Raw genomic sequence first — 14,798 nt, 5'->3', positions numbered from 1 at the left:
CGGCGTGACACGGGGACCGGTGAGGACGAGATGTCGCCCGGCCGTCGGCAGACAAGGGAGTTTCGCCTCATGAAGGACGACGATCCGATCGCACACCTCTACACGATCCGTTCGGTGGAACGAGTAGCCGCCATTCTCGGCCTGATCCAGGAGTACCCAGACGGGTTCGACCTGGAGCAGGTCTCGGCCGTGACGCACCTGCCGGAGGAGGCGGCCCACCGGTATGTCGCCACGTTGCTCGAGCACTTGTACGTCAGCCATGACCCTCGAACCGGACTCTTCTACATGGGACCCGCGCTGGTCCCCCACAAGGCGCGCCAGCACGACGTGCTCGCCGAGCGGATCCGCCCAGCTCTGGCCGAGCTGCGGGATCAGCGCGGTGAGACGGTCAACTTCGGTGTATTGGAGGGGCACCATGTGGCCTACGTCGCGGTCGCCGAGAGTCCACACCAGAGCGGGGCGACGGCGACCGAAGGCGCCAGGGACCCGATCCACTCGACCGCCCTCGGCAAGGCGGTCGCCTCCATCCTGGATCACGAGCGGATCACCGGAATTCTCCGGGCAGGCGGCATGCCGCCGTCCACACCGTCCACGATCACCCGGGTCTCCGACTACCTCGACGCCGTGGAGGATGCCCGGGCGCGTGGATACGCGATGGACGACGGCGAGAACGTGACCGACGCGCGATGCATCGCCATCCCGGTTCCCGGCATCGGCATACCGGCCTCGATCAGCATCTCCGCCCCGGTCAGCCGGATGCCCTTCGAGCAGCTTCCGGGGATCACGTGGGCACTTCGCGAGACGGCGAGGCAGGTGACCGCCGCCCTCACTGGCATTCGCGACTGAAGGCGGCCGGCCACCGCAGGCCGAGCGGCGGTGCGTTCCTCAGAAGATGGTGCGCACCGCGCCGATCACGAGGTAGTCGTCGTCGACCACTGGAATGACTCGCCACTTGTCGAACGTCGTGCACGGGTGGGAGATCCCGAGCCGCACCACATCCCCGACGCGCAGGACATCGTCTGCGCCATCCTTCACATGAACGAAACCGTGCTGATCATTGAAATGGTCCACGACCACGCCATGGCCGGCAGACCCGGTCTCGCCTTCGGCGACCCACTCCTGGTACCGGCCGTCGCGGCGCCTGCCCAGCACGGTGGGCATCCGGCCGTCGGTAGAGATGTCACGCTTTCCTGCGTCGATGATGGCCAGCCCCGGCTCCGGCGTGGACAGCACGCGGGACCAGACCTCCATCGCCGGTCGGAGATCGGTCTCCCCGCCGGTACGCAGCGGCGAGGCCTCCTGATAGACGCCGTGGTCATGGGTCAGGTAGCAGCCGGACCGAAGCACGACCTCGACCTCGCGCCGGTAGCGGGACCGCTCCGCGGTGAACACCTCGACGACCTGGTCGAAGTAGGCGCTTCCCCCGGCCGAGAGCACTACCGGGTGATCCTCCCGGAATGCCCCTGCCACCATCAAGCGCTCCGCGGTCTGGCGAATGCCGTGCAGGAAACCCTGCACCGCGTCGATCACCTGCGGCTCCCGGCTCGAGCCGATGACGCCCTCGAATCCGGCCACACCTGCCAGGCTCAGTTCCGGTGCCGCCGCGACCGCCCGGCCGACGTCGACTGCCGCCGACACGCCACGCGCGCCCGCGCGGCCGCCATCGACACCGACCTCCACCAGCACGGGCACGGGCGGCGCGGACGGGATTCCATGCAGCACGGCGCGCATCGACTCGACCGCCGCGACCGAGTCGGCGAAGGCGAGGACCTCGGCGCCCGGGTCGTCCCGGACACGCTCCGCGAGCCAGCGCAGCCCTACCGGATCGAGGCACTCGTTGGCGATCAGGACGCGGCGCGCACCGAACTCCAGCATCGCCCTGGCCTGCCACGCGGTGGCGGCGGTCATGCCCCAGGCGCCGTGCACGAGCTGGCGGCGGATCAGGTCGGGCGACATCGTCGTCTTGCCGTGCGGTGCCAGCTCGACTCCGTTGCGTGAACAGTATCGGCGCATCACGTCGAGGTTGTGCTCCAGCGCGCTCTCCTTCAGCGCCGCAACGGGCGTGGTGAAGTCGGTGAGCAGTCGCCACCCGGCGGCGCCGATCCGGGACGACGGCGTTCCCGCCGCGGACGGTGGGAAGCCCTTGTGCCGCCAGTCAAGGCTCCATTCCTGCTCGGCTCGTGTCATCTGGACCGCAACACCCTTCCCGGACGGGCCGGCGTCTGCACACCGGCGTGGACGACGAGTTCACCATTCACCACGACATGAACAATGCCAGACGGCGGCCGGCCCGGGTCCGTGAAGGTGGCCTGGTCGGCCACCGTGCGAGGATCGAAGACCACGATGTCGGCGGCTGCACCCCGGGACAGCCGTCCGCGGTCAGTGAGCCCGAGGCGGTCGGCGACGGCCCCAGACATCCGGTGCACGGCGGTGGCGAGATCGAGGTCGCCGGTCTGCCGGCAGTACCGCCCCAGAACCCGGGCATGTGCGCCGAATGCCCGTGGGTGCGGCTTCCGGCCGTGCTGTTCGAACGGCAGCGCCGAACCGTCCGACCCGATCACCGTGGACGGGTGACGCAGGAACTCCCGCATGTCGGCCTCCGTCCGGTAGAAGAGGACGACCTGCACCCGGTTGCCACCAGCTCGGCAAAGCTCCAGGACGTAGCGCTCCGGCGTCAGGCCGGCGCCGGCGGCCGCCTTCTCGATGGTCGCGCCCTCAGCCGGGGCACGGCCGGATGCGACCGGACCTTCCGCGGTGCGGGAGATCACCACCCTGTCCCAGTACCAGGGCACGCGGGCATGCTCACCCCAGCCGGCCGCCAGGTCGCGCTCGGCTCGGCGCATGGTGGACGCGTCGGCGAGCCTGGCACGCATCGCTTCCACCCCGCCTTCCAAGACCCACGGCGGCAGGTACTGAGTCAGCGCGGACGCCGAGGCGTCATAGGGATAGACATCACAGGCGATGTCCACGCCGCCTCGCCGGGCGTCGTCGAACAGCCCCAGGAGCACGCCGGCGCGCCCCCAGTCGTCCGGCTCGTTGATCGCGATGTGCGAGTACTGGACCCTCACCCCGCAAGCCCGGCCCAGTTCGACGGCCTCCTGGATCGCCGAAGGCCCGCCACCGCGGGCGTGCGTGGCGTACAGGGCGTCCGCGTCCGCAAGCACGGCGCACAGCGCTTCCAGTTCGCCGGTGGAGGCGTACCTCGACGGCACATAGGTCAGCCCGGTCGACATACCGAATGCGCCCTGCTGGAGCAGGTCCGCGAGCAGCGCCCGCATCGTGTCGATCACCCCGGCTGACGCCTTCTCCGCCAGCCCGTTGGCGGCGATGCGCAACTGTCCGTGCCCGACGAGCGGAACGATGTTGACCGACGACCCGCGGGACCGGACCTCGACCGCGTACCCGTCCACGTCGGACCAGGTCAGCTCCATCGGATCGTCGCCGATGCCGGCCAGCAGGTCACGGTGCGCCCCCAACTGGCTCCGGTCCAGCGGGTACGGGGAGAATCCGCAGTTTCCAACCACCTCGGTGGTGACGCCTTGAGCGACCTTGCTCTGCGCTCTCCCGTCGAGCAGCACGCTCACATCGGAGTGGGTGTGGATGTCGATGAACCCGGGTGCGACGGCCAGGCTCGTGGCGTCGAGCACTCGGGCATCCGGAACCGGGCCGCCGCCGGCCGGTTCGATCGCGACCACACGTCCCGCGCCGACGAGCACATCCGCCTGCACGGGAGAACTGCCCGAGCCGTCGACGACGGTTCCTCCGCGGATCACCAGATCGACCTTCATCGCCATCCGTCTCATTGAACGACTCTTCAAGTTCAACGCACGACACCCCAAGGTATCACCCCGCAAGACGGGTTACGCTGCCACGTGATGCACGACGCAGTTCTCACCTGGTACTCGACGCACGCCCGCGACCTGCCGTGGCGCTCGGCTGACCGGACCCCCTGGGGCGTCCTGGTCAGCGAGATCATGTTGCAGCAGACCCCGGTGGCCCGCGTGGAACCGGTCTGGCGGGCATGGATCGAGCGCTGGCCGGAGCCCGCGTCTCTCGCCGCCGACGAGCCGGGCGAGGCGATCCGGGCCTGGGGCCGGCTGGGCTACCCCCGGCGTGCCCTGCGCCTGCACGCCGCGGCCGGCGCCATCGTCGAGCGCCACGACGGGCGCGTACCGTCCTCGTACGACGCGCTGATAGCGCTGCCGGGCATCGGCGAGTACACCGCGGCGGCGGTCGCGTCGTTCGCGTTCGGCCAGCGCCATACCGTGCTGGACACCAATGTGCGGCGGGTTCTCGCCCGCGTCGTCGACGGCCGTCAGTACCCGCCCGCATCCACCACCGCCGCAGAGCGCCGGGCCGCGCTCGACCTCCTGCCGGAGGCCGCCATCGCACCCACCTGGTCGGTGGCGGTGATGGAACTGGGCGCGCTGGTGTGCACCGCCCGGTCCCCCAGGTGCGAAGAATGCCCGCTCCGGGCCACATGCGCATGGCGGCATGCCGGCTCGCCACCGCACGACGGGCCACCGCGGCGCGCTCAAGCCTGGGCCGGAACGGACCGGCAGGTGCGCGGCCGGCTGATGGCCGTCCTCCGGGAAGCCGAGGGCCCGGTGCCCAAGGCACGGCTGGACGAGACCTGGCCGGATGCCGTGCAGCGAGAGCGGGCCCTCGACGGGCTCGTCGCCGACGGCCTGGTAGAGCCCGTGGAAGGGCACCGATACCGGTTACCCGTCACCACACCCCAGCACGCGGAGCGCGCCACATGAGAACCCTGAGGTCCACCGCGATCCACATGAGCATCGCCACCGCAGGTGCGGCGCTCGTCGTAGCCGTGAGCGCCACCGCGGCCGGAGCCGCGATGGGGCCGTTCAGCCGGCCGGACACGTCCGTACCGGACGCACACGTCATCGCCGTCCGGGTCACCGCGTGGCCGGGCGGCAGCCCAGTGGAGGCGGAGCGCCCAGCGGCCGGCGGTCGCTACGTCGAGAACGTGGAGTGGGTTCCCGATCCGCACGGCCGCCGGCTGGCCGTCTACCCCACCGACCACGGCCGCTACCAGGCGCCCGCCGGCGAATGGGAGGCCGCCTGGGCGGAGGTGACCGCGCTGGAGCCCGACGCCGACCACCCGCACATGCGCGATCAGTTCCGTTGCCATGTCGATTTCGCCCGGATCGCTGAGCCGGACAAACCCAGCTGGAACCTGGAGATGTGGCGCGACGACGTCGGCTATTTCCCCACCGTCATGGCCGGGTGCAACCCCTGACCGGTGGGGCGCCTCCATCGCGGACCACACGATCATGCACTGTTTCCCCGGCTGTCAGCCGGCTCCGGTAAGGTGTGCCGTCGGGTCGCACCTGGTGACCCGGATCAATCACACATCATTGTGCTAGGAGTTCAACGAATGAACCGTATGAAGACCGCCGTGTCGGTTTTCGGAGCAGCCGCTCTCACCATGTCGCTCGCCGCCTGCGGCGGAGGCGACGACTTCTGTGACACCGCCGAACAGGAGTTCGGCTCACTCGACCTCAACGCCATGGGCAACGTCATGGGAGACCCCGACGCTGCAGGCGAGTTCGCGGATTCGGCCCGTACCGTGGCGGACGCCGCCTCGGGCGACGCCGCCGAAGCCTGGAACACCCTGGCCGATGCCATGGAGACGCTGAGCGAGATGGACATGTCGGACCCCGAGTCCATGGCCGACGTGGACATGAGCGCGTTGGAGAACCTCGATCAAGCCGCGCTCCAGGAGAGCCTCGAGGCGTGCGCCTGATCAGCCCCGATCGCGTTCTCTGAGACATCTGGCTGGGCGGTTCATGAAAGACATGGACCGCCCAGTTCGTCTTGTCAGCTGTTCCGCCGTGCAAGACCGCTCCGTGGCGTGGGGCTCAGACCAGCTCCACCAAGTCCGCCACCGAATCGACCACATGCTTGGGCTGGAACGGGAAACGCTTGATCTCCTCCTGCTTGGTGGAGCCGGTCAGCACCAGCCAGGTGCTCAGGCCGGCCTCGATGCCGGCGACGATGTCGGTGTCCATCCGGTCGCCCACCATCGCGGTGGTCTCCGAGTGCGCTTCGATCCGGTTCATGGCGCTGCGGAACATCATCGGGTTGGGCTTGCCCACGTAGTAGGGCTCGCGGCGGGTGGCCCTGGTGATCAGGGCGGCTACCGAACCAGTAGCCGGCAATGGCCCCTCGGGCGAGGGCCCCGTCGAGTCGGGGTTGGTCGCGATGAACCTGGCGCCGGAACTCACCAGCCGGATCGCCTTGGTGATGGCCTCGAACGAGTAGGTGCGCGTCTCCCCCAGCACCACGTAGTCCGGGTTGGTGTCGGTCATCACGTACCCGGCTTCGTGCAGCGCCGTGGTCAGACCGGCCTCCCCGATGACGTATGCGCTTCCCTTCGGATGCTGGTCGTTGAGGAACTGAGCGGTGGCCAGAGCCGACGTCCAGATGGACTCCTCCGGCACGTCGAGACCGGACGCCGAGAGCCGGGCCGCCAGATCCCGCGGCGTGAAGATCGAGTTGTTGGTCAGCACCAGGAACCGGCGCTCCCGGTCCACCAGCCGCTGAAGAAACTCCGCCGCCCCTGGGATCGCACGCTCCTCGTGGACCAGGACGCCGTCCATGTCGGTCAGCCAGCATTCGATCTCGTTGTCGTTCACCCCGACAACTCTACGATGCCCTCGTGACACCGGCACGCGCCTCCGGCAACCGTCCGGTAAGGTGCTCTCGCGTCTGCACCATCCCCCCACAGCGCCGAAGGACAACAGAATGACCTTGCTGACACGGCTCGGCACGATCGCCGGGGCCGCTGTTCTCGCCCTGCCCCTGACCGCATGCGGTGGAGACAGCGAGTTCTGCGACCAGCTGGACGACCTGTCCACCAAGTATTCGGGTACGCAGAACGCGTTGGTCGAGAACCCCGAGATGATGAACAATCTGGTCGCGGACATGCGTTCCATCGCCGAGTCCGCGCCCGACGACATCCGCTCCGAGTGGGAGAACTACGTCGACACCTTCGATTCGCTCGTGTCGATGTCCGAGGAGGACGACGCCGCCGACGCCGCCACGGCGATCGCCGAGCTCGAGAGTTCCCGCGAGCGGCTCGACGAACACGCCATGCAGGAGTGCGACGTCCAGCTCAGCTAACGCCCCCGGGCACACCTCGGCCCCGGTCTCCCTGTCGGAGGGAAACCGGGGCCGCGATGCTGTGCAGCTACTTCTTCGAAGCGGGAGACCCGGTCAGCTCGACTTCTCTGTCGAGCCGGAGCCGCTGCCAGTGGAACCGGACGCCGGGGCCGGTGTGGCACCGGCCTCCACAGGCGCGAGATCCGGAAGGTCGGACTTCGTGGTTCCGGTGAAGGTGAAGTGGGCCTCACGCCCGGTGCCTTCAGCGTCCACCACGACGATCTCGCCGGCCTTCAGCTCGCCGAAGAGGATCTTCTCCGACAGCGTGTCCTCGATCTCCCGCTGGATGGTACGGCGCAGCGGCCGGGCACCCAGGACGGGGTCGAATCCGTGCTTGGCGAGCAGCTCCTTGGCAGGCTGGGTCAGCTCCAGCGCCATGTCCTTGTCCCGCAGCCGCTCGTCGAGCTCGGCGATGCGCAGATCGACGATCCGGAGGATCTCCACCTCCAGGAGCTGGTGGAAGACGATGATGTCGTCGACACGGTTGAGGAACTCCGGCCGGAAGTGCTGCTTGAGCTCCTCGGTGACCTTCGCCTTCATCCGGTCGTAGCTGGCCTCCTCATCACCGGCCGCCGAGAACCCAAGGTTGACGCCCTTGGCGATGTCCCGGGTACCCAGGTTGGTGGTCATGATGATGATGGTGTTCTTGAAGTCCACCACCCGGCCCTGCGCGTCGGTGAGCCGGCCGTCTTCCAGCACCTGCAGCAGCGAGTTGAAGATCTCCGGGTGAGCCTTCTCGACCTCGTCGAACAGCACCACCGAGAAGGGACGGCGACGCACCTTCTCCGTCAGCTGCCCGCCTTCCTCGTACCCGACGTAGCCGGGCGGCGAACCGAACAGCCTGGAGACCGTGTGCTTCTCCGAGAACTCGCTCATGTCCAGCTGGATCAGCGCCTCCTCGTCACCGAAGAGGAACTCGGCCAGCGTCTTGGAGAGCTCGGTCTTACCGACGCCGGACGGACCGGCGAAGATGAACGAACCACCGGGCCTCTTGGGGTCCTTCAGACCGGCACGAGTACGGCGGATCGACTTGGACAGCGCCGAGATGGCGTCCTCCTGGCCGATGATCCGCTTGTGCAGCTCGTCTTCCATGTGCAGCAGCCGGGAGGTCTCCTCCTCGGTCAGCTTGAACACCGGAATGCCGGTGGCGAACGCGAGAACCTCCGCGATCAGCTCGTCGTCCACCTCGGCCACGACGTCGAGGTCGCCGGCCTTCCATTGCTTCTCGCGTTCGATCTTCTGCGCGATCAGCTGCTTCTCCTTGTCGCGCAAGGACGCGGCCTTCTCGAAGTCCTGCGAGTCGATCGCGGCTTCCTTCTCGCGACGGACATCGGCGATCCGGTCGTCGAACTCCCGCAGGTCCGGCGGTGCGGTCATCCGGCGGATCCGCAACCGGGCGCCGGCCTCGTCGATCAGGTCAATCGCCTTGTCCGGCAGGAACCGGTCCGAAATGTAGCGGTCGGCCAGCTGAGCCGCCGCCACCAATGCGCCGTCGGTGACCGAGACCCGGTGGTGTGCCTCGTACCGGTCCCGGAGGCCCTTGAGAATCTCGATGGTGTGCGCCAGCGTCGGCTCCTGCACCTGGATCGGCTGGAACCGCCGCTCCAGGGCAGCGTCCTTCTCGACGTACTTGCGGTACTCGTCGAGCGTGGTGGCGCCGATGGTCTGCAGCTCTCCGCGCGCCAGCATCGGCTTGAGGATGCTGGCCGCGTCGATGGCGCCCTCGGCGGCTCCGGCACCGACGAGCGTGTGGATCTCGTCGATGAACAGGATGATGTCACCGCGGGTGCGGATCTCCTTGAGGACTTTCTTCAGCCGCTCCTCGAAGTCACCGCGGTAGCGGGAGCCGGCGACGAGCGCACCCAGGTCGAGGGTGTAGACATGCCGGTCCTTGAGGGTCTCGGGAACCTCCCCCTTGACGATGGCCTGGGAGAGACCTTCGACGACGGCCGTCTTACCCACGCCAGGCTCACCGATGAGCACCGGGTTGTTCTTGGTACGGCGCGACAGCACCTGCATGACGCGCTCGATCTCTTTCTCGCGCCCGATCACCGGGTCGAGCTTGCCCTCGCGGGCAGCCTGCGTCAGGTTCCGGCCGAACTGGTCCAGGACGAGCGAGCTGGACGGAGCCTCACCCTGCGGGCCGGCACCGGCCGTCGCCGCTTCCTTGCCACCCTGGTAGCCGGAGAGCAGCTGGATGACCTGCTGACGCACCCGGTTCAGATCCGCTCCGAGCTTCACCAGAACCTGTGCGGCGACACCCTCACCCTCCCGGATGAGTCCGAGAAGGATGTGCTCGGTGCCGATGTAGCTGTGGCCGAGCTGCAACGCCTCCCGGAGGCTGAGTTCCAGCACCTTCTTGGCACGCGGGGTGAAGGGGATGTGACCGCTCGGAGCCTGCTGGCCCTGACCGATGATCTCCTCGACCTGCTGACGCACCGCCTCGAGCGAGATGCCCAGGCTCTCGAGCGCCTTCGCGGCCACACCCTCGCCCTCGTGGATGAGCCCGAGAAGGATGTGCTCGGTGCCGATGTAGTTGTGGTTGAGCATCCTGGCCTCTTCTTGGGCCAGGACGACGACGCGCCTTGCGCGGTCAGTAAACCTCTCGAACATCAGTGGCGCTCCCTTGCCGAGTGGTCGGCGGTGGAGGGCAGGCCCCCAGCTAACCACTCGATGTTATCTCTATGTCCGTACCGAACCTGAGGGCCTGTACCCCGGAGGGCTCGGATATCTGCTCTGGTCTCCGTAGTGGCCGAGCCAGGATTGCCGCCGGCCACACGAGTGGTTTCGTGGATCCTCATCAGCCCACCGCCCATGTCTTCTCGCTTGTCGCCTCGCATCCGCGCGACCACATACGTCAAGAACACCACGCCGGACTGGATATGTTCCACTCCGAGGGCCGCCTGATGCGTGCGTTCGCTGCAGGCGAAGCGACTACCACGGTCCGTAAGGGCCGTCGTTGCGTTGATTTCCCCGGCGGCCGCCGCCCATCGCGCGCACGGCCGGGCGGACGTCCACGACGTACACGGCGGCAGCCACCGTACCGAGCAACGTCAAGATCATCACGGCCATGGGGAAGAACGCGAGCTCGGTGATGAACGCCACCGCCAGGATCGACAGCCAGATCGGCTTGGTGAGCTTGCCGGCGGCGGGAAACGCGTCCGTGGGCACCCGCAACGCGTCGAAGAGCGCGAACCCCTTGAGTCCAAGCGCCCCGATCGCCAGAGCGACGATCAGAAGCTCCTGGAAGTCGCCGAATATGTCCACGCCACCACTCTACGCGGTCACGACGCACACGCCCGGCGCCCACCCGCGAGGGGATGGACGCCGGGCGCCTGAACAGGACTACTTGCGCTCGTGCAGATCGTCCGCGAGCTTGTCCGCCGAGTCGGCGACGTCGTCGGCGGCGTCGGCCACCCGACTCCGAAGCACGGCCACGCGCTCACCGAGGAGCTCCTCATAGTCACCACGCCACTTGGCCATGGCGCCCTGGCCCCGGTCCGCCAGCTGGTCGTAGGTCTTACCGGCCTGCTGCGCGGCCTGTGCCGCGGCGTCCCTGACCCGAGCCGGGATGTCCGTCATGAGCTCGTGCCGGCGCTCCCAGGTGAATGCTTCCCGGGCGCGCTCGGGAAGCTCGGCCGCCTTGACCGGGATGTCCTTCAGGAACTCGGGCAGCTCGTCGCCGAGCGCCCGCGCCTCGGCGGGAAGATCTGCAAGGCGCTTGCGCATGTCCTCACGGAACCTCTCGTCGGTGACGGCGGCCGAGACCCGGCCGGAGAGCTCGCTGAAGCGCTCCCGGACCTCGTGCCGGAAATTCTCGTCCGACACGGCGCCGATCACCCGGCTGGACAGGTCCCGGATGGCCGCGGCCGTCGCATCGGCGGCGCCGGCGACAGCGCGCACGGGCTTGCCGTCAAGTGTGGTGTTGGTGGACATGGTCATCACCTCTCGTGTGTGGTTGTCTCGATCTGAGCGTCGTCGCCGGCCGGTACCTGACCCATGGCCGCGGCGGCTACGGCGACGCTGTCCTCCTCGGACGGCGACGCGTCTGCCACACCGTTGCCGTTGGCGAAACGGAACGACAGATAGATCTCGAGCAGGGCTCGTTTCTGCTGCTCGGTCAGCGCCGCGTCCGTCTGGATGGCTTCCTCCACCCGTCGGTCCCCGGCCGGCTCGTCCAGCAGGCCCGCGCGGATGTACAGCACCTCGGAGGAGAGGCGCAGCGCCTTCGCGATCTGCTGTAGCACCTCGGCCGACGGCTTGCGCAGGCCGCGTTCGATCTGGCTGAGGTACGGATTGCTCACCCCGGTCTTGTCCGCGAGCTGCCGCAGCGACAACTGTGCCGCCCGGCGCTGCTCCCGGAGGAACTCGCCCACGTTGGCCTTCGAGGATTTGCTCACAGCACCATCATAGCTAACTTTTGCAAGCACTGCGAACGAGACACTGACCGCGCACGGCACACCACCGGCTACCGTCCAGAATGGGTTGCGTGAACATCCACGAATCCCGCCTCTCTCGCCGGCTCGGCACACCCGACGCGGTCGCCATCGGGCTGGCCGCCATGATCGGGACCGGGGTATTCGTCGTCTGGCAGCCCGCGGCCGAGCTCGCCGGCTCGTGGCTGCTGCTGGGTCTCGGCATCGCGGCGGTCGCGGCGTTCTGCAACGCCACCTCCACCGCGCAGCTGGCGGCGGTGCACCCGCGGGCCGGTGGCGTCTACCACTACGGCCGCGAACGGCTCGGACCGCACTGGGGAGCGCTGGCCGGCTACGCCTTCGTTGTCGGCAAGACCGCCTCGTGCGCCACGGCGGCCCTGGCCGTCGGCACATACTTCTGGCCGGAACACGCCACCGCAGTGGCGCTCGGCGCGGTCGTCGTCCTGACCGCCGTCAACCTGGCTGGCGTCCAGAAGACCGCTCGCAGCGCCCGGCTGATCCTTGCGGCGGTGATCGCCGTCCTGCTCACTGTGGTCGTCACGGGAGTGGCCGGCGCCGGCGCGGAACCGGGCTCCACCGTGGCGCTCGACGCCGTGGGCCCCTTGGGCGTCCTCGGTTCGGCGGCCGTGCTCTTCTACGCGTTCGCCGGCTACGCGCGCATCACCGTGCTCGGCGAGGAGGTCCGCGATCCGGCGCGGACCATCCCCCGGGCGGTCACTATCGGCTTGCTGAGCGTGTTCGTCGTCTACGCCCTGGTGGGCGCCACCGTGCTGTATGTCCTCGGCCCGGAGGGAGCTGCCGCCACCGGGCAGCCACTGCGTGTGGTCGCCGAGACGGCTGGGGCCACCTGGCTGGTTCCAGTGGTCACCGCCGGCGCAGGCCTCGCCGCCATGGGGGCGTTGCTGTCTCTGCTCGCCGGCGTCGGCCGGACGTCGTTCGCCATGGCCGACGAGGGCGACCTGCCCCGTGTCTTCGCGGCGGTGCACCCCGTCCGCCGGGTTCCCCACATCGCCGAGCTCGGCGCCGGAACCGTCGCGGCCGTCGCCGTCCTCTCCGGTGACCTGGCGCAGACGCTGTCTATCAGCGCGTTCGCCGTTCTCGTCTACTACGCCGTCGCCCACATCGCCACGCTGCGTCTCAGCCCGGAGGAACGCCGCTGGCCGCGGTGGCTGGCTGTGCTGGGACTGGTCCTCTGTGTGGGACTCGCGGTTTCGCTGCCGTGGCCGATGGTGGTGCTGGGCACGGCGACCCTCGTGGTACTCGTGCTGCTGCGTGTCGTCGTGCTACGCGTGCGCCGCTGACACGCCCGCCCGGACCTGGTCCACCAGCGTGGCCGCCGGCCGGATCTCCCCGACCGGCCGTCCAGCACCGAGCACCGGCGCGCTGATCAGCTCATCCAGCGCCGGGCCGTCGACGCCGAGTTCTCTCAGAACAGCGGCCATCACCACCGGCCGCGCCCGCGAACCACCGTCGTCGATCTTCAGCGCTACCGACCGGCCGTCGTCGAAGGCCACCGCGTACACGGCCTCCGCGCCTCCCTTGCCGAAGAGACCCGGAACAGCCCGAATGAGCCTCGCTTCGTCCCGTGTGGTCCCGCTCGTGTACTCGGGATGGGATTGAATCGCCTCGACCGTGCGCCGCTCCGCGGTTCCTGCCCCGGCCAGCGCCATCGCCCGGAACATCCGAGCCAGACCGGTGAGGGTCAGCGCGAACAACGGAGCACCGCAACCGTCCACGCCCCCGTGCGCCACCGGCTCGCCCGCAAGATCGCCCACGGCCGCGCGGATCGCCTCCTGTACCGGATGCGTCTGGTGCAGGTAGCCGTCGACCGGCCAGCCGTTCACCACGCACGTCGCGAGCATGGCGGCATGCTTGCCGGAGCAGTTGGCCGTGATGGCGGCCGGCTTGCCACCGTGCCGGATCAGCGCGTCACGCGATTCGGTGTCCAGCGGCCAGTCCGGCGTATTACGCAGGGCGGACTCCGGCAGGCCCACCGTCTCCAGGATCCGCCTCACGCCGGCCACGTGGAACGCCTCGCCGGAATGACTCGCCGCGGCCAGCGCAAGCAGTTCGCCGTCCAAAGTGATGCCCAGCCTGAGCATCGCGGCCGCCTGTGCCGGCTTGTTGGCCGACCTGGGATACATCGGTTGCTGAGTGCGGCCCGCCTCCGCCGCGACCGAGCCGTCCGCGCTCAGGACCACGACGGAACCGCGGTGCCTGGACTCGACCAGCCCCGACCTCACGACCTCGGCGACCAGCACATCATCTTCGACCATGGCCTCGATCGTCGCACAGCGTAGGCCGGAGTGCGGACGGCGGGCGGCAGCCCCTCCGATCGCCCTCCGGCCTTGCGCTGGTCAGATCGAGAAGCCTCCGTCCACCAGGATGGAGGCTCCGGTGACGTACGCGGCGGCCGGTCCGGCCAGGTAGGCGACCATGCCCGCGATGTCCTCCGGCTGGGCGAAACGGCCCAGCGCGGTGTGCGCTCGGATGGCGTCGCCCATCGGCCCGTCGGCCGGGTTCAGGTCGGTGTCCGTCGGTCCTGGATTGACCAGGTTCACCGTGATGCCCCTGGGACCGAGATCCCGGGCGAGACCCGCGGTGAGCCCGAGGAGTGCGGTCTTGCTCAACGTGTACAGCCCCAGGCCGGCGAAGGGTGCCCGCACCGCCACGTTGCTGCCGATGCTGATGATGCGCCCGCCGTCACCCATGTGTGCCGACGCCGCCACGGACGCGGCAAAAGGCGCACGCACGTTCGCCGCCATGACCGCGTCGAACTCGCCCAGCTCCACCTGGTCCAGCGGACCCGTCGGGAACATGGCCGCGTTGTTGACGAGCACATCCAGTCCGCCGAATTCCTCGGCGACGCCGTTCACGGCAGCGACCAGGGCATCGGTGTCCGCGTTATCGACCTTGACAGCCTTGGCCAGCCGGCCGGCGGCCTCGATCTCCTTGACCACCGACGCCGCGCTTTCGTCATCGCTGCGGTAGGTCAGTGCGACGTCGGCCCCGGCCGTCGCGAGCCGCCGCGCCACCGCGGCGCCGATTCCCCGGCCACCGCCGGTGACGAACGCCCGCTTGCCAGTCAGTTCGTTGTTCAGTTGCGTATTCATGAGTTCGATCCTGACAGTCCCCGGCGGCCAGTTCTGGCGGGAATCGGACGCGGCATGAAACCCC

At 68.8% G+C, this 14,798-nt stretch carries 15 protein-coding genes; 6 read left to right on the top strand and 9 right to left on the bottom strand.

Going from position 1 to position 14,798, the window contains the following annotated elements:
- The first annotated feature begins 69 nt into the window (after positions 1–69).
- Positions 70–846 carry an IclR family transcriptional regulator gene (locus G1H11_RS06645; protein ID WP_163817328.1) on the top strand — a complete coding sequence of 259 codons (777 nt, stop codon included), beginning with the start codon at positions 70–72 and terminating at the stop codon, positions 844–846.
- 39 nt (positions 847–885) lie between these two features.
- Here G1H11_RS06645 and G1H11_RS06640 read toward each other — a convergent pair whose 3' ends face one another.
- A complete protein-coding gene (locus tag G1H11_RS06640) occupies positions 886–2,187 on the bottom strand; it encodes a type III PLP-dependent enzyme domain-containing protein (RefSeq protein ID WP_163817327.1) in 1,302 nt (433 codons plus the stop codon).
- Entirely contained in the window at positions 2,184–3,794 is a 1,611-nt protein-coding gene (locus G1H11_RS06635) for an N-acyl-D-amino-acid deacylase family protein (RefSeq protein WP_163817326.1), read from the bottom strand. The genes G1H11_RS06640 and G1H11_RS06635 overlap by 4 nt, the downstream gene beginning before the upstream one ends.
- Positions 3,795–3,875: 81 nt before the next feature.
- On the opposite strand from G1H11_RS06635, the gene G1H11_RS06630 reads away from it, so the two are divergent.
- From G1H11_RS06630 to G1H11_RS06620, 3 genes are all read left to right on the top strand, one after another.
- Positions 3,876–4,763: an HhH-GPD family protein gene (locus G1H11_RS06630; protein ID WP_163817325.1), complete on the top strand. Its 888-nt coding sequence runs from the start codon at positions 3,876–3,878 to the stop codon at positions 4,761–4,763.
- Positions 4,760–5,260 carry a DUF2599 domain-containing protein gene (locus G1H11_RS06625; RefSeq protein ID WP_246211027.1) on the top strand — a complete coding sequence of 167 codons (501 nt, stop codon included), beginning with the start codon at positions 4,760–4,762 and terminating at the stop codon, positions 5,258–5,260. Before G1H11_RS06630 ends, G1H11_RS06625 begins: the two co-directional genes overlap by 4 nt.
- A 138-nt stretch (positions 5,261–5,398) precedes the next feature.
- On the top strand, positions 5,399–5,767 hold the full coding sequence (locus G1H11_RS06620) for a BAR domain-containing protein (protein ID WP_163817324.1): 369 nt from the start codon (positions 5,399–5,401) through the stop codon (positions 5,765–5,767).
- A gap of 115 nt (positions 5,768–5,882) precedes the next feature.
- On the opposite strand, the gene G1H11_RS06615 is transcribed toward G1H11_RS06620, so the two are convergent.
- Positions 5,883–6,623, bottom strand: coding sequence for an HAD-IIA family hydrolase (locus G1H11_RS06615; protein ID WP_163817839.1), 741 nt, complete (start codon positions 6,621–6,623; stop codon positions 5,883–5,885).
- Between the two features lie 145 nt (positions 6,624–6,768).
- On the opposite strand from G1H11_RS06615, the gene G1H11_RS06610 reads away from it, so the two are divergent.
- Entirely contained in the window at positions 6,769–7,146 is a 378-nt protein-coding gene (locus G1H11_RS06610) for a hypothetical protein (protein WP_163817323.1), read from the top strand.
- Between the two features lie 93 nt (positions 7,147–7,239).
- On the opposite strand, the gene G1H11_RS06605 is transcribed toward G1H11_RS06610, so the two are convergent.
- The 4 genes from G1H11_RS06605 to G1H11_RS06590 form a co-directional block, all read right to left on the bottom strand.
- A complete protein-coding gene (locus G1H11_RS06605; RefSeq protein ID WP_163817322.1) occupies positions 7,240–9,798 on the bottom strand; it encodes an ATP-dependent Clp protease ATP-binding subunit in 2,559 nt (852 codons plus the stop codon).
- 321 nt (positions 9,799–10,119) lie between these two features.
- Positions 10,120–10,452 (bottom strand): DUF2516 family protein, encoded by a 333-nt coding sequence (locus G1H11_RS06600; protein WP_163817321.1) that lies wholly within the window; start codon positions 10,450–10,452, stop codon positions 10,120–10,122.
- 78 nt (positions 10,453–10,530) lie between these two features.
- Entirely contained in the window at positions 10,531–11,121 is a 591-nt protein-coding gene (locus tag G1H11_RS06595) for a hypothetical protein (protein WP_163817320.1), read from the bottom strand.
- A gap of 5 nt (positions 11,122–11,126) precedes the next feature.
- Positions 11,127–11,585, bottom strand: coding sequence for a helix-turn-helix domain-containing protein (locus G1H11_RS06590; RefSeq protein WP_163817319.1), 459 nt, complete (start codon positions 11,583–11,585; stop codon positions 11,127–11,129).
- An 80-nt stretch (positions 11,586–11,665) separates the two neighbouring features.
- Here G1H11_RS06590 and G1H11_RS06585 point away from each other — a divergent pair, with 80 nt between their 5' ends.
- Positions 11,666–12,922: an APC family permease gene (locus G1H11_RS06585; protein ID WP_163817318.1), complete on the top strand. Its 1,257-nt coding sequence runs from the start codon at positions 11,666–11,668 to the stop codon at positions 12,920–12,922.
- Here G1H11_RS06585 and G1H11_RS06580 read toward each other — a convergent pair.
- Both G1H11_RS06580 and G1H11_RS06575 read right to left on the bottom strand, forming a co-directional pair.
- On the bottom strand, positions 12,905–13,897 hold the full coding sequence (locus G1H11_RS06580) for an asparaginase (protein WP_163817317.1): 993 nt from the start codon (positions 13,895–13,897) through the stop codon (positions 12,905–12,907). The genes G1H11_RS06585 and G1H11_RS06580 overlap by 18 nt on opposite strands.
- An 81-nt stretch (positions 13,898–13,978) precedes the next feature.
- Positions 13,979–14,734, bottom strand: a complete 756-nt coding sequence (locus tag G1H11_RS06575) for an SDR family NAD(P)-dependent oxidoreductase (protein ID WP_163817315.1) — start codon at positions 14,732–14,734, stop codon at positions 13,979–13,981.
- Positions 14,735–14,798: the final 64 nt, after the last annotated feature.

This window comes from Phytoactinopolyspora alkaliphila, assembly GCF_010550695.1.
Taxonomy (GTDB): domain Bacteria; phylum Actinomycetota; class Actinomycetes; order Jiangellales; family Jiangellaceae; genus Phytoactinopolyspora; species Phytoactinopolyspora alkaliphila.
Note: the sequence above shows the minus strand (reverse complement) of the source record. Positions and strands in the feature narration are given on the sequence as shown.

Excerpts from the sequence above, each read along its gene's own strand:
- G1H11_RS06645 (WP_163817328.1), top strand. The coding sequence starts at position 70 with ATGAAGGACGACGATCCGATCGCACACCTCTACACGATCCGTTCGGTG.
- G1H11_RS06640 (WP_163817327.1), bottom strand. The coding sequence starts at position 2,187 with ATGACACGAGCCGAGCAGGAATGGAGCCTTGACTGGCGGCACAAGGGC.
- G1H11_RS06635 (WP_163817326.1), bottom strand. The coding sequence starts at position 3,794 with ATGGCGATGAAGGTCGATCTGGTGATCCGCGGAGGAACCGTCGTCGAC.
- G1H11_RS06630 (WP_163817325.1), top strand. The coding sequence starts at position 3,876 with ATGCACGACGCAGTTCTCACCTGGTACTCGACGCACGCCCGCGACCTG.
- G1H11_RS06625 (WP_246211027.1), top strand. The coding sequence starts at position 4,760 with ATGAGAACCCTGAGGTCCACCGCGATCCACATGAGCATCGCCACCGCA.
- G1H11_RS06620 (WP_163817324.1), top strand. The coding sequence starts at position 5,399 with ATGAACCGTATGAAGACCGCCGTGTCGGTTTTCGGAGCAGCCGCTCTC.
- G1H11_RS06615 (WP_163817839.1), bottom strand. The coding sequence starts at position 6,623 with ATGGACGGCGTCCTGGTCCACGAGGAGCGTGCGATCCCAGGGGCGGCG.
- G1H11_RS06610 (WP_163817323.1), top strand. The coding sequence starts at position 6,769 with ATGACCTTGCTGACACGGCTCGGCACGATCGCCGGGGCCGCTGTTCTC.
- G1H11_RS06605 (WP_163817322.1), bottom strand. The coding sequence starts at position 9,798 with ATGTTCGAGAGGTTTACTGACCGCGCAAGGCGCGTCGTCGTCCTGGCC.
- G1H11_RS06595 (WP_163817320.1), bottom strand. The coding sequence starts at position 11,121 with ATGTCCACCAACACCACACTTGACGGCAAGCCCGTGCGCGCTGTCGCC.
- G1H11_RS06585 (WP_163817318.1), top strand. The coding sequence starts at position 11,666 with ATGGGTTGCGTGAACATCCACGAATCCCGCCTCTCTCGCCGGCTCGGC.
- G1H11_RS06580 (WP_163817317.1), bottom strand. The coding sequence starts at position 13,897 with ATGGTCGAAGATGATGTGCTGGTCGCCGAGGTCGTGAGGTCGGGGCTG.
- G1H11_RS06575 (WP_163817315.1), bottom strand. The coding sequence starts at position 14,734 with ATGAATACGCAACTGAACAACGAACTGACTGGCAAGCGGGCGTTCGTC.